Raw genomic sequence first — 22286 nt, 5'->3', positions numbered from 1 at the left:
CCCGGGGTGCAGGGGCTCAGATGCCTGTCCCGGTGCGCCGCAGTGCCCGCAACGAGCCCGTCACCGAGACCTCGGTGAACGCCCCCGACTCCAGTGCCCGCAGATACACCCGGTACGGCGCCTGGCCGGTGAACTCGTCCTCGGGGTGCGGGAAGACGTCGTGGATGACCAGCAGCCCGCCCTCGGCCACGTGCGGCGCCCAGCCCTCGTAGTCGGCGGTCGCGTGTGCGTCGGTGTGGCCGCCGTCGATGAAGACGAAGCCGAGCGGCGAGTTCCAGACCGCCGCGATCTGCGGGGAGCGTCCGACGAGCGCGACCACGTGCTCCTCCAGTCCCGCCCGGAACAGCGTACGGCGGAAGGTCGGAAGCGTGTCCATCAGACCGGTCTCGGGGTCGACCGTCTCCGGGTCGTGGTACTCCCAGCCGGGCTGCTGCTCCTCGCTGCCCCGGTGATGGTCGACGGTCAACACCGTGACCCCGGCCGCACGGGCCGCAGCGGCCAACAGCACGGTGGACCGGCCGCAGTAGGTTCCGACCTCCAGCAGGGGCAGCCCCAGTCGTCCGGCTTCCACCGCCGCCGCGTACAGCGCCAGTCCCTCGTCCACGGGCATGAACCCCTTCGCCGCCTCGAACGCGGCCAAGATCTGGGTCGAGGGTCCCCCCTGCTCGAACGGGACCGAGAGCTTGGGGGAGGGTGCGGTGGGCATGGGGGGTCCTTCCGGTCGGTCGTACGGTTCTCTCGGCGCCCCATGCTCGCGCACCCCTGCCGCCGAAGCGACGTGGGTGCGCGTGGTGTGCCTCTCAGTCGGGGATCAGACGCCGACCGTCTCGTCCGGCAGGCAACCGTCTCGTCCGGCAGGCAGAGGTCCAGGGCGACCGTCCGGCCCTCGCCGGAATGGGGCGCCGACGGGGCGAGCGGGCCGTGCCCGGTGGTCTTCGCGGCCACGACGTACGTGCCCCGGGCGGGGACGGCGAGGACGTGGGGGGCGCCCTCCGGGGAGACGGCGGCGCCGGCCCGGCGGCCCCGGCGGTCGATCAGCGTGACCGTGGCCCGGGCGACCGCGGTGCCGTCGGAGTCCAGGACCTGGTCGGGTTATCCCCGCAGGTCAACCCCGAATGCGCAAGCAACTACTCCATGACGTCGGGGTCCTCATGAGTTCTTGACCGCTTCATGGGACTCTGATCCTCTGTCAGGGGATGGCGACTTGGTGAAACACGTTCTATTCTGGCGCGCCATGAAGGCCTATGTCGCCGGGGTCGGGATGACCAGGTTCGAGAAGCCCGAAACCCGTGAATGGCAGTATTGGGACATGGTTCGGGAAGCCGGTGGCGCGGCGCTGACGGACGCCGGGATCACCTACACCGATGTGGAACAGGTTCCTGTCGGCTACTGCTTCCAGCCCTCGACAGCCGGTCAGCGCGCCGTCTACGAACTCGGTCTGACCGGCATCCCCGTCTACAACGTCAACAACAACTGCGCCACCGGTGCGACCGCCCTCATGCTCGCCGGGCAACTCGTCGCGGGCGGAGTCTGCGACTGCGTGCTGGCGCTCGGCTTCGAGAAGATGAAGCGGGGCGCGCTGGGCGGGGGAGCCGGTGGCGGGGACTTCTCGACGTCGCCGGTGGCCCGGCACTACGGCGTCATGGCCGCCCGGCACGGTTTCGGGAACACCCCGCCGACCGCGCAGATCTTCGCCGCCGCAGCCCGCGAGCACATCGAGCGCTACGGCACCACCGAGGCACAGCTCGCCGCGGTCGCAGCCAAGAACCACCGGCACTCCGCGCACAACCCGTACGCTCAGTTCCGGGACGTGTACGACGTGGCCGGCGTCCTCGCCGCACCCATGGTGCACCGGCCGCTCACCAGGCTGCAGTGCTCGCCGACCTCGGACGGTGCGGCGGCGGCCGTGGTGGTGTCGGAGCGCTTCGCCGAGGCGCGCGCCCTGACCGGCCTGGTCGAGCTGGCTGGTCAGGCCATGACCACGGACACCGAGGAATCGTTCTCGTCCGGCTCGTGCATCGACGCCGTGGGCAGGCCCATGTCCCGGGAGGCGGCACGGCAGGCGTACGAGCGGGCCGGGTTCGGCATCGAGGATGTGGACGTGATCGAGCTGCACGACTGCTTCTCCGTCAATGAACTGCTGACGTACGAGGCGCTCGGCATGTGCGCGCCGGAGGAGTCGGGGAAACTGGCCGAGTCGGGTGCGACGACGTATGGCGGCCGGTGGGTGGTGAACCCATCCGGCGGGCTGATCTCCAAGGGACACCCGCTGGGCGCGACCGGCCTCGCGCAGATCGCGGAGCTGGTGTGGCAGTTGCGCGGCGATGCGGGGGAACGGCAGGTCCCCGGCGCGCGGGTGGGACTCGCGCACAACATCGGGCTGGGCGGGGCGGCCGTCGTGACGCTGCTCCGGTCGGTCCAGAGCGGATGAACGCGTCCCGGCACGGGGGCGAGCCCTCCATTCCGCAACCGGGTCGGCGGAGTGCGACGACACGGACGGTGGACGGGGCGGTGACACGGCCGCACGGGGCTGCTCGGCCCCGAGCCGGCCCGCTGGACCCGAGCCCCGGGAACCCGCGGCCGTTGCCTGGTCGCACCGTGCCGGGGCGACCGTCAGGCGGCCGGGGCGACGGATCAGCGGCTCACAGCCAGCCCTGTTGCCGGGCCTCCCGCACCGCCTCCGTCCGGTTCCGGGTGCTGGTCTTGCCGATCGCCGAGGACAGGTAGTTGCGGACGGTGGACTCGGACAGATGGAGCCGACCCGCGACGTCGGCCACCGTCGCGCCGTCCACCGACGCCTTCAGCACCTCGCACTCACGAGCCGTCAGCGGATTCGGCCCGGCACTGAGCGCGGCGGCGGCCAGCGCCGGATCGACCACCGTCTCGCCGGCGAGTACACGCCGGATCGCCGCGGCCAACTCCTCCACCGGTCCGTCCTTGACCAGGAACCCGGCCGCCCCGGCCTCCAGGGCCCGGCGCAGATAGCCGGGCCGGCCGAACGTGGTGAGGATCAGTACCCGGCAATCGGGAGCCTGCCGTCGCAGCTCGGCCGCCGCGTCCAGTCCACTGGTGCCCGGCAGCTCGATGTCCAGCAGGGCCACATCCGGTCGATGGCAGAGCACGGCGTCCACGATGGCGTCTCCCGTGGCCAGTTGGGCCACGACCTCCAAGTCCGCCTCCATGCCGAGCAGCAGGGCGAGTGCGCTCCGCATCATGCCCTGGTCCTCGGCGAGGAGGACTCTCACACGGGGGACCGGTCGGTGCTCTGCGGGCGTAGCTTCGGCCATGGGCACAGGCTACGGCCATCACGCAGCTCCAGCGGCCAGACGGCCAGACGGCCAGACGGCCAGACGGCCAGACGGGCACACGGGCGTACGGGCGTACGGGGAGGAGCGGCGGGGGGCCGGCACGCCGGTGCGAGCGTGCATGCTTCGGATGGAGCCAAGCGCCGCGCCTGCCGTCGGCTCCCGGACCGCGCCGACGGGCGGCATGAGCGAGACCGGCGACTGCGGCGAGAGCCGTGGCACCCGAGAGATGATCGAGTGCGGCGGGAGCGGTACCTGTTGGCGGCTCGGACGACTGGGACAGCGGCACCCATCGGGCCGGGGGTGCGGGCTGGGCGGTCAGCCCGTCCTGGGTGCCATCGCCCCCACCCCGGTCAGCTCCTCGGAATCCACCGGAAGCTCGGCGGTCACCCCGAAGCCGCCGCGCGGCGACGGGCGGGCCGTGAGGGAGCCGCCCGCCGCCGCGAGACGCTCCGTCAGTCCCTTCAGCCCCGTCCCGCCCACGCTTCCCACGGTCCGGTCGACGGCCTTGCTGGTGCTGGTGCCGTTGTCGGTGACGGTGAGCCGGACCCGTTCGGGAGCACCCTCGATCACGATCTCGCAGCGGCTCGCATCGCTGTGCCGGACGATGTTGGTGACCGCCTCGCGAACCACCCAGCCGAGCAGTGCCTCGGTCTGTGGCGCGAGTGGTGTGCCGGACTGGCGGACCACCGGCTCCACGCTCGCCGCGGACAGCGCCGAGCGGGCCCGGGTCAGTTCGGTGGCCAGGCTGCCCTCGCGATAGCCGGTGACCGCCTCGCGGATCTCGGTGAGCGCCTGCCGGCCCACCGATTCGATGTCCTCGACCTGTTCCAGCGCCGAACTCATGTCCCGTCGGGCCAACCTCCGCGCCGCCTCCGACTTCACCACGATCACCGACAAGGTGTGGCCGAGCAGGTCGTGCAGATCTCGGGAGAAGCGCAGCCGTTCCTTCTCGACCGCACGCCGGGCCAGCTCCTCACGGGCTGCGCGCAGTTCCTGTACGGCCTCGGACAGGCTGAGGACCGCGGCGGTCACCATGCCGGAGATGAAGGTGGAGTAGCCGATGGTCATCGCGTCTCCCCAGCCGCCGCGGAGGCCGGCGATGCCACCGGCGTACACCGCGAGTAGCAGCCCGGTGCGACCCAACCGCGGGCCCCGCAACATGGCGCCCGCGGCCAGCCCCACCAGCGGGAAGAACGCCAACCAGTTGCCGCCGTAACCGAGGGCCAGAGCCGTGGTCAGCAGGCCCATCAGTCCGAGTGCCACCCGGGTGGAGGCGGCGTTGCGCCGCTCGCGGTCAAAGGAGCGGAAGGTGACGTAGATGTAGAGGGAGCCGAAGGCCAGCAGGCCAAGCCCCCCGAGCCACGGGTGCGGCGTCCTGCCCTGGAGTAGGCCGGTGAAAGAACCCATCCCCATGAGCAGCCAGGGGAGCAGGGTGAAGCCGCTGGGGGGCGGGCCCAGGCGATCGTCGACGGCTGTTCCGTTCCTCGCGCGCGCGTCCTTGAGGTGGTCGCGGTCGGCCTTCCACCGCGTCCTTGCCACCTGCCAGGCCCGAGCCTGGCGCCGCACTCTCCGCCATCCTGTCATGTCTCTGTTTCCCCCGGTCAGCCAGTTTCCGCGCCACGGCGGCTGGAGGGCACAGCGTACGGAACGGGTACTGCGCTCCGGCAGGTGCCCATGTACGCACCCGGGCGGTACAAAAGTCACACTCCCGCCCAGTGAACTGACACGGCGTCAGGAGCCTTCACAACTGCGCAGCGCTGGGCTATACAAGGGGCGCCGGACTGGAACGCGTTCTAGATCGGCCCGTAGCGACCTCGGTGCGGCCGACGGTGCGGACGGCCGTGCCGGGGTCTTCGCGCCGCCACGTCCGCCCGTCGCCATGTCAGGAGCCTCATGCCCATCGACGCAGCCTTGGCCCTCTCCGCCGAGCCCCGGTCCGGCGAGATCACCTGGACCGCGAAGGACGTCCAGCTCTACCACCTCGGCATCGGCGCCGGTGTTCCCGCCACCGATCCGGACGAATTGCGCTACACCCTGGAGTCCCGGCTGCACGTCCTGCCGAGCTTCGCCACCGTCGCGGGCGCCGGCTCGCCCGGGGTGATCAGTGGATTGTCCATGCCGGGCGTCGACGTCGACCTGGCCAAGGTCCTGCACGGCGGCCAGAGCCTGACGATCCACCGTCCGATCCCCGTCGCCGGTACCGCCACCGCCAGCGGCCGGGTCGCCGGCGTGTACGACAAGGGCACAGCCGCCATCCTCGTCATGCGCACGGAGGTCACCGACGCCGACGGCCCGCTGTGGACCAACGACGCCCAGATCTTCGTCCGCGGTGAGGGCGGCTGGGGCGGTGACCGTGGCCCCTCGACCCGCCTGGACCCGCCGACGGGGGAGCCCGACCGGACCGTCGAGCGGCACGTCCGGGAGGACCAGGCCCTCCTCTACCGCCTCTCCGGTGACTACAACCCGCTGCACGCCGACCCCGAGTTCGCCAAGCTGGCCGGCTTCGACAAGCCGATCCTGCACGGGCTGTGCACCTACGGCATGACGCTCAAGGCGGTCGTGGACACGCTGCTCGGCGGCGATGTGACCCGAGTCCGCGCCTACCGCACCCGGTTCGCCGGGGTGGTCTACCCCGGCGAGACCCTGCGCATCCGCATGTGGTGCGGGGAGGGCGCGGAGGGCCCGGTGGTGCGGGTCGAGGTGGGTGCCGTCGAGCGGGGCGGTGCGCCGGTTCTCGCCGACACCGTCGTCCAGCACTCCTGACAGCACGCCCGACCCAGCATTCGAGGGGAGCCGCACCCATGCGCGCAGCCGTACTGCACGAGATCGGCCAGGAAAAGCTGGAGGTCCTCGACGACGTCGAGGCGGCGGGCTTCGGCCCGGGAAAGGTCCGGGTGAGGCTCCGCGCCACCGGGCTGTGCCACTCGGACCTGTCCGCGATGAACGGGGTGCTGCCCCAGCCGGCCCCCTTCGTGCCCGGCCACGAGGGCGCGGGCGAGATCCTCGAAGTCGGGGAGGGCGTGCGGAACCTGCACGCCGGCGACCGGGTCGTCGTCTGCTGGCTGCCCGCCTGCGGTGCCTGTCCGGCCTGCAAGCGGGGGCAGACCGAGCTGTGCCTGGCCGGGTTCGCGAACGCGGGCACCCCCAACTTCAAGCGCTCGGGTGGTGACGTCTTCGGCTTCGCCGGAACCGGAACCTTCGCCGAAGAAGCCGTGGTCGACGCCGGCTGTGCTGTCCCCATACCCGACGACGTGCCCTTCGACATCGCCGCGCTGATCGGCTGCGGGGTCACGACCGGCCTCGGCGCCGCCCTCAACACCGCCGATGTGGTGGCCGGTTCGTCGGTCGCCGTCATCGGGTGCGGAGGCGTCGGCATCGCAGCCGTACAGGGGGCGCGGTTGAAGGGCGCGGCCGAGATCGTCGCCGTCGACCCGGTTGCCTCCCGGCGTGAGTCGGCCCTCAGGTTCGGTGCCACGAAGGCAGTTTCGCCGGAAGGGCTGGCCGACGTCCGTCAGCAGGTCACGGGCGGTGAGGGCTTCGACTACGTCTTCGAGGTCGTCGGCAGGTCCGAGACCGCCCGCACCGCCTACGAGAACACCCGGCGTGGCGGCACCCTCGTCGTGGTTGGTGCCGGAGCCATGGACGACTTCCTGCAGCTCAACATGTTCGAGCTGTTCTTCGACGAGAAGCGCATCCTGCCGTCCTTGTACGGCGGTGGGGACGTGGTGCGCTCCTACGGGCGCACCATTGCCCTGTGGCGGGCGGGCCGCGTCGACCTGGCCGGTCTGATCACGCATCGGGTGCGACTGGCGGAGATCAACGAGGCACTGGACCAGATGCGTACCGGGACCGCCCTGCGTACGTGCATCGAGATCTGAGGACGCAGCGTATGTCACTGCCACTTGAGGGGCTTTCCGCCATCGTCACCGGCGCCGGCCGAGGGCTCGGCCGGGCCGAGGCCCTGGAACTCGCCCGGCTCGGAGCGGCCGTCGTCGTCAACGACTACGGACAGCCCGGCCGCGACGGCACCGGTGAGGCGTCGGCGGACCCCGCCGAGCGGGTCGCCGCCGAGATCCGCGAGCAAGGGGGCCGGGCCGTCGCGCACACCGGGGACGTCGCCGACTTCCAGCAGGCGCGCGCTCTGATCCAGCTGGCGATCGAGGAGTTCGACCGGCTGGACGTCCTCGTCAACAACGCCGGCATCCTGCGCGACCGCATGGTCTTCTCGATGACTGAGGACGAGTGGGACTCAGTGATCCGCGTCCACCTCAAGGGACACTTCAACACCACCCGATTCGCCGCCGCACACTGGCGGGATCGGTCCAAGGCGGTCGGGGAAGCGGTGTACGGGCGGATCGTGAACACGTCCTCCGAGGCGTTTCTCGCCGGTTCCGCCGGCCAGCCCAACTACGCCGCGGCGAAGGGTGGAATCGTCGGCCTGACCACGTCCACCGCGCTTGCCCTCGCCAAGTACGGCGTCACGGCCAACGCCATCTGCCCGCGGGCCCGGACCCGGATGACCGAAGACGTCTTCGCGGCTCTGCGCACACCGGATGAGGGGCTGGACCCGCTCGCTCCGGAACATGTTGCTCCGCTCGTCGGCTATCTGGCCTCCCCGGCCGCCGCCCGGGTCAACGGCCAACTGCTGGTGGTCCACGGCGGAATGGTCGCCGTCGTCGAACGGCCCCGGGTGGGGGCGAAGTTCGACAGCAAGCAGGAGACGTTCACCTACGATGAACTCGACGCCCTGCTCACCCCGCACTACGCGGACCGGTCGACTGCGGAGACCTTCGCCGCGGCGGAGGTGCTGGGTCTCAAGCGGGGGTGACGCCGGAGGGCCCGCAAGGGGAGACAGCAGGAGGGGGCTTTCCGCCGTACGGCGGAAAGCCCCCTCCTGTCCGACCGTCAGGCAGCTGCCTCGGCCGTCTCCTCGACCGGCTTGCGGTGCCGGCCGTGCGGAGCCATCTCGCTCTCCTGAGCCGCGACCGGGCCGCGGTGCCGACCGTGGCCGGCGATCTCGTAAGAGTCGGCAGACAGCTGCTCCGTCGTGCTGGTGTCGCTCATCGGACGTATTCACCCCGTCAACATGATCTTTCGTACAGCCGGGTGAGTTTAACCGGCATACCACGGGCTGAATCCAGGCGCACACGCCAACTGGCACTACTTCGTTACAAGACGGCTCAGGGGCGCCTGTTGCAGCGGCACCGGACGGGTCACCACAGGCATCGGAGGGACCGGTTCCGCCGCGGCCCGGGACACCCCGGACACCCCGGGCGCCCCGGTGGCCGTGCCGTCCCGTACCGGACCCTCCAGGCCGTTGTCCCCCGGACTCCCCCACGTCGCGCCGACCGGGTTTCCCGTGACTCCCGCTACCCGCCTGGTTTCCGCGGCCCTGGTGAACCCTGTGGTCCCCGTGGCCTCTGCGGTCCCCGTGGTCCCTGCGACCGAAGTGTCCCTCGTACCGCCCGAAGGCGACGTACCCGCCGTGCCTCCCGTCGCTTCCGGACTCCCCGTCTCCCCTCTGGGTGCCGTCAACTCCGCCACACCGCAGGGAGTCTCCTGCGTGGCGTACGGGAGACGCAGCACCCCGTCCCGCGTCCACAACCCGGACCCCGTCAGCCATCCCCCGGGCGCCGGGAGATGCGTGACCTGCCGCTCGACCGGCCGCCAGGTGCCCACCCAGGTGCCGAACGCCCCGTCGATCCGCAACGCCACCGCGCAGTTCTCCGGCATCAACACCTGTCCCGGCTGGACCGCGAACGGGACCACCCTGCAGTCCGGCACCCGCAGGCACTCCGGGAAACGCACCGGCAGCGTGCTGCCGAGCACCCCCCAGCCCAATCGTTCCTCCCCAGGTGACGGCGCGTCGGAGGCGATGAGCAGCAGTCCGCTGTCGGCGTCGGCGAGCAGCAGCCGGTCGTCGCTGCGCTCCGAGATCTGCAACAAGGGGGAGATCTCGCCGCGCTCCAAGTCCACCACGACCGTCTTGGTGCGCCCGCCCAGCTCCCGGTCGAGCGCCAGTATCCGTCCGGTGCCGTCCAGCCAGATCCCGCCCGAGCAGCGCCCCGGCACCTCGGCGAGCCGTTCCGGCCCGAAGGCTCCGCCCGCCACCAGCCACACCGCACTGGAGCGCGGCCCGACGGCGAGGGCGTATGCCTGAGCGCCTCCCGGCGCGGGCGGCAGCAGGGTGAGCCGGGTGCCGGGCTCGGGGCACTCCACCGCGCCCAGTGGCAGCTCACCGGTGCCGGGGCCGGTCGGGTACAGCAGCGCGAAGGCGTGCCGCCGCTCCACCAGCCGGTGGATCAGCACTCTGCCGTCCCCCAGGGGCTGCACCTCGGTACCGGGCTCCTCCGGTTGGTTGCCCGGCAGCGGTACCGCGTAGGGCTCGGGGCCGTCGAGTGTCCAGCGCTCCGGGAACCAGGAGTCACCGTCCAGCGCGAGCCGGGCGGCATAGGCACCGTCCGTAGTGAGGACGCACCCCGCTGCCGGAACGACGTCGTCCGCACCGGAGGACCCGGCGGAAGGGGGTTCGATCGCACAGGCCGTCATGGTTCGGTCACCTCCAGCGACGAAGCTAGTTTTCGCACGTGCGGGCGTGGGACGGGCCGAGCCCTGCTTCACACATACGGGTGGTGCAGAAGCGATTCACCTGAGGAAAACGGGACACGTGTGCTGACCGGAGCCAGAGCGGGCGCGCGGTACGGTCCCGTCGAACGGCCAGGTAGCCTTTTCCCGTGCCCCGTCTGTCTGAAGTCATCGCCGCGCTGGAGAACCTGTGGCCCGCCGAGCGGGCCGAGTCCTGGGACGCGGTCGGCACGGTCGCGGGCGACCCGGGCCAGGAGGTCACCCGGGTTCTGTTCGCCGTCGACCCCGTGCAGGACATCGTCGAGGAGGCGGTGGAGCTCGGCGCCGATCTGCTGGTCACCCATCACCCGCTCTACCTGCGCGGGACGACCACGGTCGCGGCGACGCACTTCAAGGGCCGCGTCGTGCACACCCTCATCAAGAACGACATCGCCTTGCACGTCGCCCACACCAACGCTGACACGGCGGATCCGGGTGTGAGCGATGCCCTGGCCAGTGCGCTCGACCTGCGTGTCGTGCGTCCGCTCGTGCCGGACCTCACCGACCCGGCGGGCCGCCGGGGCCTCGGCCGCGTGTGCGAGCTGGACCACCCCGTCACCGTGCGTGAGCTGGCTGCCCGAGCCGCCGAGCGGCTGCCTGCCACCGCGCAGGGCATCCGGGTGGCCGGCGACCCCGAGGCCGCAGTCCGCACGGTCGCCGTCAGCGGCGGTTCCGGCGACAGCCTCTTCGACCAGGTCCGCGCGGCCGGTGTCGACGCCTTCCTGACCGCCGATCTGCGCCACCACCCTGCCTCCGAGGCGGTGGCGCAGAGCCCTCTCGCGCTGCTCGACGCGGCGCACTGGGCCACCGAATGGCCCTGGTGCGAGTTGGCCGCGAGTCAGCTCGAAGAGATCTCCGACCGTCATGACTGGGACCTCAGGGTCCACGTCTCCAAGACGGTCACCGACCCCTGGACCGCCCACGCGGCGTCCACCCGCCACCTCTAGTTACTGGGAGCCCCCAACTGAACGCCGCGCCCGCCGACCAGATCCGTCTCCTTGACGTCCAGGCCCTCGACGTCCGCCTGCAGCAGCTCGCGCACAAGCGGAGGTCCCTGCCCGAGCACGCCGAGATCGAGTCGCTGACCAAGGACCTCACGCAACTGCGCGACCTGCTCGTAGCCGCGCAGACCGAGGAGAGCGACTGCGCCCGCGAGCAGACCAAGGCCGAGCAGGACGTGGACCAGGTGCGCCAGCGTGCCGTCCGCGATCAGCAGCGCCTGGACTCCGGCGCCGTCACCTCGCCCAAGGACCTGTCCAACCTCCAGCACGAGATCGCGTCGCTCGCCAAGCGGCAGGGCGATCTGGAGGACGTGGTCCTGGAGGTCATGGAGCGCCGTGAGGCCGCGCAGGAGCGGGTGGACGAGCTGACCGGGCGGGTCGCGTCCGTCCAGGCGAAGATCGACGACGCGACCGGCCGGCGGGACGCCGCGTTCGAGGAGATCGACGGTGAGGCCGCCTCGGTCACCAAGGAGCGCGAGGTCGTCGCGGGTTCGGTCCCCGCCGACCTGCTGAAGCTGTACGAGAAGCTGCGTGAGCAGCAGGGCGGGATCGGCGCGGCCAAGCTGTACGCCCGCACTTGCCAGGGCTGCCGCCAGGAGCTGGCCATCACCGAGTTGAACGAGATCCGCGCGGCGGCTCCGGACACGGTGGTGCGCTGCGAGAACTGCCGCCGCATCCTGGTGCGCACCGCAGAGTCGGGTCTGTAGAGGACGTCTGTAGAGGACATCTGTAGAGGACATCAGAGGACAAGGGGCTTCACGGGTGCGGGAGTTCATCGTCGAGGCCGACGGCGGGTCGCGGGGCAACCCGGGGCCCGCGGGCTACGGGGCCGTGGTGAGCGACGCGGCCACGGGGGAGACCCTGGCGGAAGCGGCCGAGTACCTCGGCATCGTCACCAACAACGTCGCCGAGTACCGCGGGCTCCTCGCGGGCCTGCGCGCCGCGCACGCCCTCGACGCCACCGCGACGGTCCACGTCCGGATGGACTCCAAGCTCGTCGTCGAGCAGATGTCGGGCCGCTGGAAGATCAAACACCCCGACCTGAAGCCGCTCGCGGCCCAGTCCAGGGCTGTCTTCCCGCCGGACCGGGTCACCTACGAGTGGATCCCGCGCGACCGCAACAAGCACGCCGATCGCCTGGCCAACGAAGCGATGGACGCGGGCGCGAAGGGCGAGCAGTGGTCGCCGTCGCTGTCCCGGGCTGCCCTCGACACCCCTCCCGCCATACCGCAGTCCCCAGGCCCATCCGGGGACGCGGCGGCCGGGGCTGCGAAGGCACGGGCGGCTCTGGCCCAGGGGCGGGGTGCCGGTGCCGCGAAGCCACTGGCGGCTCCGGCCGAGGACGATGTCGAAGCCGAGGCGGTGCGTGCGGCCGAGGAGGAGGCCGAGGCCCAGAGGGCGCGTGCGGCGGAGGAGGCCGAGGTCGGGGAGGGGCGTGCGGCAGCGGCCCGGGCCGACCGTTCCACCGGGCGTCGGGCCGCTCGCACGGCGGCTGGTCGGGCGCCCTCCACTCCCGGCTGGAGTGCCGCACCTGACCTCGGCACACCCGCCACCTTCGTCCTCCTCCGCCACGGCGAAACCCCCCTCACCCCGCAGAAGCGCTTCTCCGGAAGCGGCGGCACCGACCCCTCCCTCTCCGACGCCGGTCGCGAACAGGCCCACCACGCCGCAGCGGCGCTGGCACGACGCGGGACCATCCAGGCCGTCGTCGCCTCGCCCCTCACCCGCACCCGGGAGACCGCGGCCATCGTCGCCGCCCGACTCGGCCTGGACGTGGCGATCGAAGAAGGCCTGCGCGAGACGGACTTCGGTGCCTGGGAAGGACTGACCTTCGGCGAGGTCCGCGAGCGCCACCCGGAGGACCTGAACGCCTGGCTCGCCGACCCGGAGGCGCACCCCACCGGCGGCGGTGAGAGCTTCGCCGAGACCGCCGCCCGCATCGCGGCGACCCGCGACAAGCTGGTCGCGGCCCACAAGGGCCGCACGGTTCTGCTGGTCACGCACGTCACCCCGATCAAGACCTTCGTCCGCTTCGCGCTCGGTGCCCCGCCGAGGTCACTGTTCCGCATGGAGCTGTCGGCGGCCTCCCTGTCGGCGGTGGCGTACTACGCGGACGGCAACGCGAGCGTACGGCTGTTCAACGACACGTCCCACCTGCGTCCCTGAGCCCGGCTGCGGCCCGCGCCAGCTGCTCGATCCGGGTCCAGTCCCCGGCGGTCACGGCGTCCGCGGGAACCATCCAGCTACCGCCCACACAACCGACATTGGGCAGGGAAAGGTACTCCGGTGCGGTCGTCGGCCCGATCCCGCCGGTCGGGCAGAAGCGGGCCTGTGGCAGTGGGCCGGCCAGGGACCTCAGGTAGCCGGTACCGCCCGCTGCCTGCGCCGGGAAGAACTTCATCTCCCGCACCCCGCGTTCCAGCAGCGCGACGACCTCCGAGGCGGTCGACACCCCGGGCAGGAACGGCAGTCCGACGCCGCGCATCGCCTCCAGCAGCGATCGGGTCCACCCCGGGCTCACCAGGAACCGTGCACCTGCCGCCGCGCACGCACCCACCTGCTCGGGCGTGATCACCGTGCCGGCCCCGACCACCGCCCGCGGCACCTCGCGGGCGATCGCCCGGATCGCCCGCAGCGCCGCTGGGGTCCGCAGCGTCACCTCGATCGCGGGGAGCCCGCCCGCCACCAGAGCCCGCGCCAGTGGTACGGCGTCGGCGGCGTCGGACACGACCACCACGGGCAGGACGGGCGCGAGATCCAGCACGGAGGCAGCCGGGGAGGAGGGTGGCGATGCGGGTGTCATGCCCTCATCGTGCCCAGTGCTCACAGCACGCACAACGCGCGTTGCGCATACTGCAACGCAATGCCAAGGGTGGGTAGGGGATCAGTGGACCTCCTCCACCAGCACATCCAGCGACCACGCTCGGCCGGCCTTCCCCGGCGCCTCCGCTTCCACGGCGTAGCCCAGCTCCCGCAGCACCTCCACCAGCTCGGCGGGGTCGGCCGGCACCGCTCCGGCCGTCAGCAGGCTCCGTACCATCCGTCCCTTGGTCGCCTTGTTGAAGTGGCTCACGACCTTCCGGGTCGGAGCGTGCAGCACCCGCACGGTCGCCGTCCGCCCCGCGACCTCGCCCCTGGGCCGCCAGGCCGCCGCGTACGCCGAGGAGCGCAGATCCAGCACCAGGCCCTCCCCGGCCACCTCGGGCAGCACCTCGGCCATCGGCGCCCGCCAGTGCGCGGCCAGCGCACCGATCCCCGGCAGTTTCACGCCCATCGAGCAGCGGTAGGACGGAATCCGGTCCGACACCCGCACCGCCCCCCACAGCCCCGAGAACACCAGCAACGCGTCCTCCGCGCGCCGCCGGGCCGCCGCGTCCAGCGTGGCCAGGCCGAGGGCGTCGTACAGAACACCGGTGTAGATCTCCCCAGCGGGACGGGTTCCGGCCGTCGGCAGCCCGGCGTTCTTCGCGACCTCACCGCGCAGCCCCTCGCTCAGCCCGAGCACCTCGCGGGCCTTCTCCTGGTCGCCCGCGCACAGCTCGACCAACTCGGTGAGCACCGCCTCCCGCGCGCCGGTCAGCCCCGGCAGGGACAGCGAACCGGGCTTCAGCGGGGCGCCCTCGTCCGGGTTCGCCTTGCCTTCCGAGGGCGGCAGCAGGACCAGCAACACGTACTCCTCACATAGACCTCCGCGACAGCGTACGGCGTGCCGCCCACCCGGTCCCGTCCTACGCTCGCTGTATGCCCCGTCGCAAGATCCACGTGACCGGCGCGCCCGGGTCCCCCCTCCGGGCCGCGCTCTCCGCGCTGCGCACCGAACTGGGCATCCCCGCGGGCTTCCCGCCAAAGGCCCAGGAAGAGGCCGAGCGTGCGGCAAAAGCCCCGACCACCGGGTCGTACGACGCCACGGACATCCCCTTCTTCACCCTGGACCCTCCCGCCCACCGGCCACCGCCATCCGTACGGCGATCCGCCGCGCGACCGCCCATGGTCTCCACCGGGCCCGGTCGGGCGACCCATCTGTCCCGACGCAGCACCGGTTACCGGGTGAGGTGCGCCGTTGCCGACATCGCCGCCTTCGTCGCACCCGGTGGACCGCTGGACGCCGAGACACACCGGCGGGTGAACACGCTGCGCTTCCCGGACCAGGAGGTCCCACTCCACCCCGCCGTCCTCAGCCAGGGCGCCGCGTGCCTCCTGCCGGACCGGACCCGGCCAGCCGTGCTGTGGACGATCGACCTCGACGCGTCGGGCCGGACCGTCGCCGTCGACGTGCGCCGCGCCCTGGTCCGCAGCCGTGCCGGGCTCGACTGCGCGAACGTGCAGAAGGAGATCGACGCCGGGACGGCGGAGGGCCCCGTCGCCCTGCTCAAGGAGATCGGTGAGGCGTTGCAGCGACTGGAGGCAGAGCGCGGCGGCGTCTCCCTCAACGTGCCCGAGTTGGAGATCAACGAGAACCCCGCGGGCGGGAAGGGCACCGACACCTACGAGCCGAGCTACCACGCCCCGCTTCCCGCCGACAGCTGGGACGCCCAGCTCTCCCTGCTCACCGGTATGGCCGCCGCCAGCCTGATGCTCGACCACGGCACCGGCATCCTGCGCACCCTCCCGGCCGCCCCCGGCGGCGCGGTCGCCCGGTTGCGCCGCACCGCGACCGCCCTGCACATCGACTGGCCGCACCACGTGTCGTATGCGGCCCTGATCCGCGGCCTCGACCCGCACGATCCGCGACACGCGGCATTCCTGCAGGAATGCACGACCCTCCTGCGCGCAGCCCGCTCCACCCCATTCCGCGACGGGGTACCGCCCGCGATCACCACGCACGCCGCCGTCGCCGCCCCGTATGCCCACTGCACCGCGCCCCTGAGCCGTCTCGCGGACCGCTACGCCTCCGAGATCTGCCTCGCCGCCGTCGCCGGCCGGCCCGTGCCCGGCTGGGTGCTCGCCGCCCTCGACGCGCTGCCCCGCCAGCTGGCCGAGGGCTCCCGGCGCGCGGGCGCGGTCGACCGGGAGTGCGCGGACCTCGTGGCGGCGGCCCTGCTCAAGGACCGGGTGGGGGACGTCTTCGAGGGCTGTGTCGTGGACGCCGACGAACACCAGCCGACCGTGGGGACCGTGCAGCTGGAATCCCCTGCGGTCGCCGGCCGCGTCGAGGGCGAGCGGCTGCCACTCGGCGAACGCCTGCGCGTACGGCTCGTCCGGGCCGACCCGGGAACGGCGAAGGTGCTGTTCAGGGTCGAGTGAGGGCCTGCACGAGGAGGCCGGGGTCGTCGGCGTGCAGCCGCACCACGCGCACGTCCCGCGGACGGCCGAGAAACGTCGTGTGGGTGACGGGTTCGGCGAGTTCGAGTGTGATGGACGTCTGGGAACCGACGGCCAGGTCCAGAGCGTCCTCGGCCGGTTCGTGCGTGGTCCGTGTCTCGCGGCGCACGGACGCGATGGAGGACAGCGGGATGCGCAGGTCCACGTGGACCCCGTACCGCACCCGCAACACCTGCGGGGTCAGGACGTGCGGGCGGACCGTACACGCGGCCTGTAGACCGACGACCAGCAGCACGGTGTACACGTCCAGCACCAGCGTGACCTCGTGCGCGGTGGGCCAGTCACGCAGCATCACGGCCACACCGACCGCCTCGACCACCCAGACGAAGACCAGCCCCACCGTCGTCGCGCCCTGCCCGCGCGTGTACCCGAACGCCCTCCCGCCGCTGACCCCTTGAGGGCGCCGGACCAGCCACAGCGCCAGGCTCACGTACACCCGCATCTCGTGCTGCGCCAGTCGCTTCAGCGTCCTGAGCACCTTCAAGGTCCGCATGTGTCCTCCCCGTCATCCCAGGATATCCGGCACGCGGTGCACCGCTTCGGCCAGGGCGCGTGAAGTCGCCCTGCAAGGAGAGGAGTTCGCGGTCCCTGGCGACCGTGGGCAAGCGGGGCACCGAGCCGGGTGCCGTCGGAGAGCTCCGGGTCGGGCGCGCTCGCGCCGGTCAGTGGGTGGCTACGGGGAAGGTCGTGATGGCGTCGTACGCCGGAGATCCGTGCGGCCAGGTTGGTGGTGCAGGTGGTGGCCGCGCGGCGGGGGCCCGGGCGATGGCGGTCTTCCACTCCCTCCCTCGCGAGGAGGTCCTGTTCCTCGCTCGCACCGGCCGGCCGCCGGCCTCTTCGTCGGCGCGGCTCGCCCCGCGGCCGGGGCCGGCCGTCCGGATCGGGGTCGCGAGGGCGTCCGGCGGCGGATCGAGGGCCCTGGCCGGGGCGTGGCCGCGACGGCGCGGCACTGGTCGGACCGGCCTGATCTCCGCGTCCTCGCGGCCCCTGCCCCCGCCGTCGTTCCGGTCCGTTCCGGTGGGCACCGTGCCCGTCGTGCGTCGGTCCGGGAGGCCGCACACGGCCGGTATCATGGTGCGCACGGCAGACGAGCCGGGCGGACGGCCGCGTGGAGTCCCCTCAGGGGGCCTTCCCGAGGAACGTCCGGGCTCCACAGGGCAGGGTGGTGGCTAACGGCCACCCGGGGTGACCCGCGGGACAGTGCCACAGAAAGCAGACCGCCGGGGATCTCGGTCCTCGGTAAGGGTGAAACGGTGGTGTAAGAGACCACCAGTGCCCAGGGTGACCTGGGCAGCTAGGTAAACCCCACCCGGAGCAAGGTCAAGAGGGAGACCCCTTCTCGGGGGCTCCTGCGCGGACGTTCGAGGGCTGCCCGCCCGAGTCCGCGGGTAGACCGCACGAGACCGGTGGCAACGCCGGTCCTAGATGGATGGCCGTCGCCCCGAGGCCCGCGAGGACCCCGGGGAACAGAACCCGGCGTACAGCCCGACTCGTCTGCCGCTGCCTGCAGCTTAGCTGGGCCAGCCAGGCCGCGTCCGAGACGTCCGTCTTGCGGCCGGGGAGGTTCTTGACCTGCCGCGCGTTGACCAGGATCACGTTCAAGTCCTCGGCCAGCAGGTAGTAGAAGGGCTTCCAGTAGTCCGAGGTCGCCTCGATGACCACCAGCGTCACCCGCGCGGCAAGCAGGTGATCCCGCAGGGCCAGGACCGCATTCGTCGTCGACCCCCATGTCGTGGTCTGGGTCGTGAAGGATCCCCGCCGCTTGGTACTCGGGGTGCGGACACACGCCTTGGCGTCCTTCTTGCTGATGTCGAGGCCGGCGCAGCGTTCGTGCAGCACATCCACGGCCTTGCTCCCTCCCTCGCCGGACAGCCGGGTGCGTCGTTCCGGGAGGACCAGGGCGGATCAGGAATCCTGACGCACGTGCTTCGCAGCAACACTCCACGGTTCCCGTGGGCGGTCCCCAGCACCATGCTGACCTGCGAGCTCACCTGCATCACAGAGGCTTCGGTTTCGGCCGGAACGAACCAGCTCAGCGTCCCGTACCCCATCAGTCCACGTCAGGGCAGACAGAAGCACCCCCGGCGCGCGCCACGGCATTTACCACGCCCCCGGCGCGCACCGAAGGTGCGCTGGATTGCTGACCTGCGTTGGAGGCCCTTTCCGATCTTTCGGAGGCTTGCCGCGTGAGGCGGCGGAAAGTCCCTCGGAAGTTCCTCGGGCAGGGCTGGAAGTCCTGAGACGTTCCTGGCGCGTAGGCGAGGTGGACGCCTGTGACCAGGGAACAGATCACCGTTCCATCGGCCTCAGTAGGCAGTTCTGCGACCACCCCCGTGAGACGGGACGTGATGTCGTTGCATCGTGGCCACGAGAGCGACGGTCGCGGTGTCGTTGATCCCCGCCGTTTCAGCCGTGCTGGTCGGGATTGTGGGCGGTAGACCGCGGGAAGCCGTGTCGGCACCATACGGCTGTGATTCGCTGGCCGGATTTCCTGCACATCGGGGCGGTGGAGTTCCTCCTGGCGCCGAGGCTGGCGCTGTTCCGTGCCAGCCGTTCGCGACACGTTTCCGTGTCCGATAGCGGACAGCACTGCTGCCTCGTTTTGAACCGCCCCGTGTCAGGTAGAGACTCGATTCCGTGAAAGGATTGAGTCATGGCACGACCCTCCCGTTACCCGCTTGAGCTGCGCCGTCGCGCGGTGCGCATGGTTGCCGAAGTGCGCGACGACTACCCGAACGAGACGGCCGCCCTGCAAGCGGTGGCGGACAAGCTCGACATCGGTTCCCGCGAGACGCTGCGGAACTGGGTGAAGCAGTACGAGATCGACGCGGGGCAGCGTCCAGGGACGACGACGGAGGAATCCGCCCAGCTCAAGGCGTTGAAGAAGGAGAACGCCGAGCTGAAGCGGGCGAACGAGATCCTGAAGGCCGCGGCGAGTTTCTTCGCGGCCGAGCTCGACCGGCCACACACGCGCTCGTAGCGTTCATCGACGAGCACCGGGACCGCTTCGGCGGGGTCGAGCCGATCTGCAGAACGCTCACCGCACACGACTGCCAGATCGCCCCTTCCACGTACTACGCCCATAAGAAACGCCTCGAAACCCCCTCTGCCCGTTCCGTGCGTGACGAGGAGCTCAAGGAGAGGATCCACGAGGTCTACACGTCCAACTACCGTGTCTACGGAGCGAGGAAGATCTGGCGCGAGCTGAACCGGCAGGGGCATGCGGTGGCCCGCTGCACCGTCGAGCGCCTGATGCGCGAGCTCGGCATCCAGGGCGCGGTGCGCGGCAAACGCGTCATCACCACGATCCCCGGCGGGCAGGCCGAGCGGGCCCCCGACCTTGTCGACCGCGAGTTCGTCGCCGGCGCCCCGAACCGCTGCTGGGTAGCCGACTTCACGCACGTGAAGACCTTCGCCGGCGTCGTCTATGTCGCGTTCGTCGTGGACACCTTCTCGCGCCGGATCGTGGGCTGGTCGGCCGCCACGGTGAAGGAGACGGTGTTCGTGCTGGACGCCCTGGAGATGGCGATCTGGCAGCGCGACCGGGACCAACACCCCATACAGCCAGGCGAGTTGGTACACCATTCGGACGCCGGGTCGCAGTACACGAGCTTCCGCCTCGCCGAGCACCTGGACGCCGCCGGCATCGCGGCGAGCATCGGATCCGTCGGTGACGCGTACGACAACGCCCTGATGGAGTCCACGATCGGCCTGTACAAAACCGAGCTGATCAAACCCCAGCGACCCTGGAAGACGCTCTCCCAGGTCGAGCTGGCCACCGCCGAGTGGATCGACTGGTACAACCACCGCGTGCGCCACGAGGCGCTAGGAGATCGTGTGCGGGTGCGAATCCCCACCGCCGGACCGCCGTAGAGGCCCGGTTGAAGCTGGAGGCAGTCCAACTCAGGGAACGCTGAGGAGGGCGGGAAGCAGCCTCGACAACGTCGGGACGAGTCGGCACTGCCAGACGGCTCGGGTCCGGCTAGCAAGGCCAGAAGGCGTAACGAAAGTGAATCAGCGTCCGAAGTCCCGTAACAGTACCTCCCGGCTCCAACCTGGCGGATATGGGCCGGGGTTGCAGTACGCGACCCGTCCTCCAAGGAGATGGGCCGACTCTGAAGCCGCCCGCGGTGAAACGGCTCAGAGGCCACGCTGAATACCTGCGGTGTAGGCGTGGCGATGCTGCCGGGATAGAGCTGGACGCCGACCTGGCCGAACGACTCCTAGTGAACGTGGGAACCACTCCCGGTCGCCCTCTCGCCGGACATCCGGTGCGGTGATGGGCAGGCCCGTTGTCGGCTGTTGGCCGTGGAGTGGGGCGGAGGCCCCGTAGTAGTCCGAGCGCGCGAAAGGCGCGTACACGGCGAAGGGGGCCAGCAAGTCAGCAGGGAGGGAACTGGAATGCCGGGAGGGCGTTGGTGAATACCGACGAACTGGAGTGGGCCTTGATGAAGGCCGAGCGCCGGGTACTGGAGATCCAGACCAAGCTGCACCGTTGGGCCGTAGATGATCCTCATCGGCGGTTTGACGACCTGTACAACCTCGTGACCGACCCCGCGTTCTTGCTTGTCGCATGGGACCGGGTTCGGAGTAACAGGGGAGCCAAAACCGCTGGGGTGGACGGCCGTACGGCTGCGTCCATTTCGCTGCAGCAGGGCGTCGAGGGTTTTCTCGGCGCGCTGCGTTCCTCTCTGAAGGATCGCAGTTTCCTGCCGCTTCCGGCACGGGAGCGACTGATTCCGAAACCGGGGTCGACAAAGCGTCGACGCCTGGGAATCAGTACGATCCGCGATCGGGTGGTGCAAGCATCCCTGAAGCTGGTGATGGAACCAATCTTTGAGGCAGATTTTCTTCCGTGCTCGTACGGATTCCGCCCCAACTATCGGGTCCACGACGCGGTGTCCGAGGTAAGACACTTGACTTCCCACTCTTACGAATGGGTGGTTGAGGGTGACATCCGGGCCTGCTTCGACGAGATTGCCCATCCGGCCCTTATGGACCGGGTGCGCCTTCGGATCGGGGACAGACGCGTCCTGGTGCTGGTGAAAGCCTTTCTGAAAGCGGGCATCCTCACGGAACACGGCTCGTTGAAGGAGAGTAGATCCGGTACTCCGCAAGGTTCGATCCTGTCGCCGTTGCTCAGCAACGTCGCCCTCGCCGTCCTGGACGAGCACTTCGCCCAGGCGCCAGGAGGGCCAGCGTCTACACCTAACGAGCGAGCGAAGCGCCGTCGCCGCGGTCTGCCTAATTACCGGCTCTGCCGGTACGCGGACGACTGGGTGATTGCGGTTACTGGCACGAAGGAAGACGCCTACACCCTCAAGGAAGAGGCAGCACAGGTGCTCAGCAGAATGGGGCTGCACCTGTCAGAGGAGAAGACCCTAATCACCCACATCAATGAGGGCGTGGACTTCCTGGGGTGGCGCATCCAACGCCATCGCAAGAAGGGCACGGACCGATGGTACGTCTACACCTACCCAGCCAAGAAGGCACTTCACGCCGTCATGGCCAAGGTCAAGACGATCTGCCGACAGGTCAACACAAACCAACCATTGGACGAACTCCTACGCCGACTCAACTCGGTGTTGCGAGGTTGGACCATGTTCTTCCGGCCGGGGGTGTCTAGCGCTACCTTCCAATACCTGAGCGCCTACGCATGGCGTCGGGTCATCAAATGGATTCGTAGCAAGCACCGCCGAATGAACTGGAAGGAACTGCGTCGCCGTTACTGCGGTGGCGAATGGTGGCCCAGAGGGCAGGAACGGGATCTATTTGACCCGGCAAAGGTGCGCACTACGCGTTACCGCTACCGAGGATCACGAATTCCGTCCCCCTGGCCGCTGGCGATAGCATGAGGACCGGACGCGGGCCCGAACTGGGGCTTGTGGAGAGCCCGTTGCGTTGACGAGGCGCACGGCGGGTTCGGAAGGCGGTCCGGGGAAACGGGCTGGTCGAAAGGCCAGTACCGCGCCCCGGGCCGACCTTACCGACTCCACGGTGAGATAGGGCACATCCCGCCCGTCGAATACGA

18 protein-coding genes, 1 other RNA gene and 1 pseudogene are annotated in these 22286 nt (G+C 70.6%); 11 read left to right on the top strand and 9 right to left on the bottom strand.

Translation table 11 applies throughout. The features are described from left to right. Positions 1–16 precede the first annotated feature (16 nt). Positions 17–706 carry a class I SAM-dependent methyltransferase gene (locus tag LK06_RS08475; protein ID WP_052270067.1) on the bottom strand — a complete coding sequence of 230 codons (690 nt, stop codon included), beginning with the start codon at positions 704–706 and terminating at the stop codon, positions 17–19. A 528-nt stretch (positions 707–1234) separates the two neighbouring features. Here LK06_RS08475 and LK06_RS08470 point away from each other — a divergent pair. After that, on the top strand, positions 1235–2431 hold the full coding sequence (locus tag LK06_RS08470; protein WP_039654446.1) for a thiolase C-terminal domain-containing protein: 1197 nt from the start codon (positions 1235–1237) through the stop codon (positions 2429–2431). Between the two features lie 211 nt (positions 2432–2642). On the opposite strand, the gene LK06_RS08465 is transcribed toward LK06_RS08470, so the two are convergent. Further along, positions 2643–3287 (bottom strand): response regulator transcription factor, encoded by a 645-nt coding sequence (locus LK06_RS08465; RefSeq protein WP_039654445.1) that lies wholly within the window; start codon positions 3285–3287, stop codon positions 2643–2645. A 336-nt stretch (positions 3288–3623) separates the two neighbouring features. Beyond that, positions 3624–4892, bottom strand: a complete 1269-nt coding sequence (locus tag LK06_RS08460; protein ID WP_039654444.1) for a sensor histidine kinase — start codon at positions 4890–4892, stop codon at positions 3624–3626. A gap of 309 nt (positions 4893–5201) precedes the next feature. On the opposite strand from LK06_RS08460, the gene LK06_RS08455 reads away from it, so the two are divergent. The 3 genes from LK06_RS08455 to LK06_RS08445 are packed head-to-tail and all read left to right on the top strand — an operon-like array spanning position 5202 to position 8136. After that, positions 5202–6071 carry a MaoC/PaaZ C-terminal domain-containing protein gene (locus LK06_RS08455; protein ID WP_043433331.1) on the top strand — a complete coding sequence of 290 codons (870 nt, stop codon included), beginning with the start codon at positions 5202–5204 and terminating at the stop codon, positions 6069–6071. Positions 6072–6109: 38 nt separating this feature from the next. Continuing rightward, complete coding sequence (locus LK06_RS08450) at positions 6110–7186, top strand: Zn-dependent alcohol dehydrogenase (RefSeq protein WP_039654442.1); 1077 nt, start codon at positions 6110–6112, stop codon at positions 7184–7186. A gap of 11 nt (positions 7187–7197) precedes the next feature. Further along, complete coding sequence (locus tag LK06_RS08445) at positions 7198–8136, top strand: 3-oxoacyl-ACP reductase (protein WP_039654441.1); 939 nt, start codon at positions 7198–7200, stop codon at positions 8134–8136. Between the two features lie 77 nt (positions 8137–8213). Here the strand turns inward: LK06_RS08445 and LK06_RS33685 are convergent, their stop codons facing one another. Both LK06_RS33685 and LK06_RS08435 read right to left on the bottom strand, forming a co-directional pair. Then, positions 8214–8372: a hypothetical protein gene (locus LK06_RS33685; RefSeq protein ID WP_086083211.1), complete on the bottom strand. Its 159-nt coding sequence runs from the start codon at positions 8370–8372 to the stop codon at positions 8214–8216. A 96-nt stretch (positions 8373–8468) separates the two neighbouring features. Then, complete coding sequence (locus tag LK06_RS08435; protein WP_043407774.1) at positions 8469–9857, bottom strand: hypothetical protein; 1389 nt, start codon at positions 9855–9857, stop codon at positions 8469–8471. Between the two features lie 185 nt (positions 9858–10042). Here LK06_RS08435 and LK06_RS08430 point away from each other — a divergent pair, with 185 nt between their 5' ends. Genes LK06_RS08430 through LK06_RS08420 form a run of 3 tightly spaced genes read left to right on the top strand, consistent with a single transcriptional unit; the run spans position 10043 to position 13099 of the window. Next, complete coding sequence (locus LK06_RS08430) at positions 10043–10879, top strand: Nif3-like dinuclear metal center hexameric protein (protein ID WP_039654439.1); 837 nt, start codon at positions 10043–10045, stop codon at positions 10877–10879. A gap of 17 nt (positions 10880–10896) precedes the next feature. Beyond that, on the top strand, positions 10897–11640 hold the full coding sequence (locus tag LK06_RS08425) for a zinc ribbon domain-containing protein (RefSeq protein ID WP_039654438.1): 744 nt from the start codon (positions 10897–10899) through the stop codon (positions 11638–11640). Positions 11641–11695: 55 nt separating this feature from the next. Beyond that, the gene (locus LK06_RS08420; RefSeq protein WP_039654437.1) at positions 11696–13099 is read left to right on the top strand and encodes a bifunctional RNase H/acid phosphatase; all 1404 of its coding nucleotides are present in this window, start codon (positions 11696–11698) and stop codon (positions 13097–13099) included. Here LK06_RS08420 and eda read toward each other — a convergent pair. Both eda and yaaA read right to left on the bottom strand, forming a co-directional pair. After that, positions 13071–13736, bottom strand: a complete 666-nt coding sequence (gene eda / locus LK06_RS08415; protein WP_043433333.1) for a bifunctional 4-hydroxy-2-oxoglutarate aldolase/2-dehydro-3-deoxy-phosphogluconate aldolase — start codon at positions 13734–13736, stop codon at positions 13071–13073. The two genes, LK06_RS08420 and eda, sit on opposite strands and share 29 nt — an antisense overlap. 81 nt (positions 13737–13817) lie before the next feature. Further along, the gene (gene yaaA, locus LK06_RS08410) at positions 13818–14600 is read right to left on the bottom strand and encodes a peroxide stress protein YaaA (RefSeq protein ID WP_039654435.1); all 783 of its coding nucleotides are present in this window, start codon (positions 14598–14600) and stop codon (positions 13818–13820) included. Positions 14601–14674: 74 nt separating this feature from the next. On the opposite strand from yaaA, the gene LK06_RS08405 reads away from it, so the two are divergent. Next, on the top strand, positions 14675–16177 hold the full coding sequence (locus LK06_RS08405; protein WP_039654434.1) for an RNB domain-containing ribonuclease: 1503 nt from the start codon (positions 14675–14677) through the stop codon (positions 16175–16177). On the opposite strand, the gene LK06_RS08400 is transcribed toward LK06_RS08405, so the two are convergent. Then, positions 16164–16748 (bottom strand): hypothetical protein, encoded by a 585-nt coding sequence (locus tag LK06_RS08400; RefSeq protein WP_052270066.1) that lies wholly within the window; start codon positions 16746–16748, stop codon positions 16164–16166. The genes LK06_RS08405 and LK06_RS08400 overlap by 14 nt on opposite strands. A 595-nt stretch (positions 16749–17343) precedes the next feature. Here LK06_RS08400 and rnpB point away from each other — a divergent pair. Further along, positions 17344–17752, top strand: an RNA gene (gene rnpB, locus LK06_RS08390) — RNase P RNA component class A. 15 nt (positions 17753–17767) lie between these two features. Here rnpB and LK06_RS08385 read toward each other — a convergent pair. Then, positions 17768–18100: pseudogene (locus LK06_RS08385) on the bottom strand (IS110 family transposase); the annotation flags it as partial. A gap of 808 nt (positions 18101–18908) precedes the next feature. Between LK06_RS08385 and LK06_RS08380 the strand changes: the two are divergent. Continuing rightward, a protein-coding gene (locus LK06_RS08380) for an IS3 family transposase (protein WP_411572765.1) occupies positions 18909–20128 on the top strand; the annotation gives its coding sequence in 2 pieces (ribosomal slippage) (positions 18909–19191 and positions 19191–20128; 1221 coding nt in all). Positions 20129–20673: 545 nt separating this feature from the next. Beyond that, positions 20674–22110 (top strand): group II intron reverse transcriptase/maturase, encoded by a 1437-nt coding sequence (gene ltrA, locus LK06_RS08370; RefSeq protein WP_086082975.1) that lies wholly within the window; start codon positions 20674–20676, stop codon positions 22108–22110. The last annotated feature ends 176 nt before the right edge of the window (positions 22111–22286 follow it).

The sequence above is a fragment of the Streptomyces pluripotens genome, assembly GCF_000802245.2.
Classification (GTDB): Bacteria; Actinomycetota; Actinomycetes; order Streptomycetales; family Streptomycetaceae; genus Streptomyces; species Streptomyces pluripotens.
This window is presented reverse-complemented; position numbering and strand designations above follow the sequence as displayed.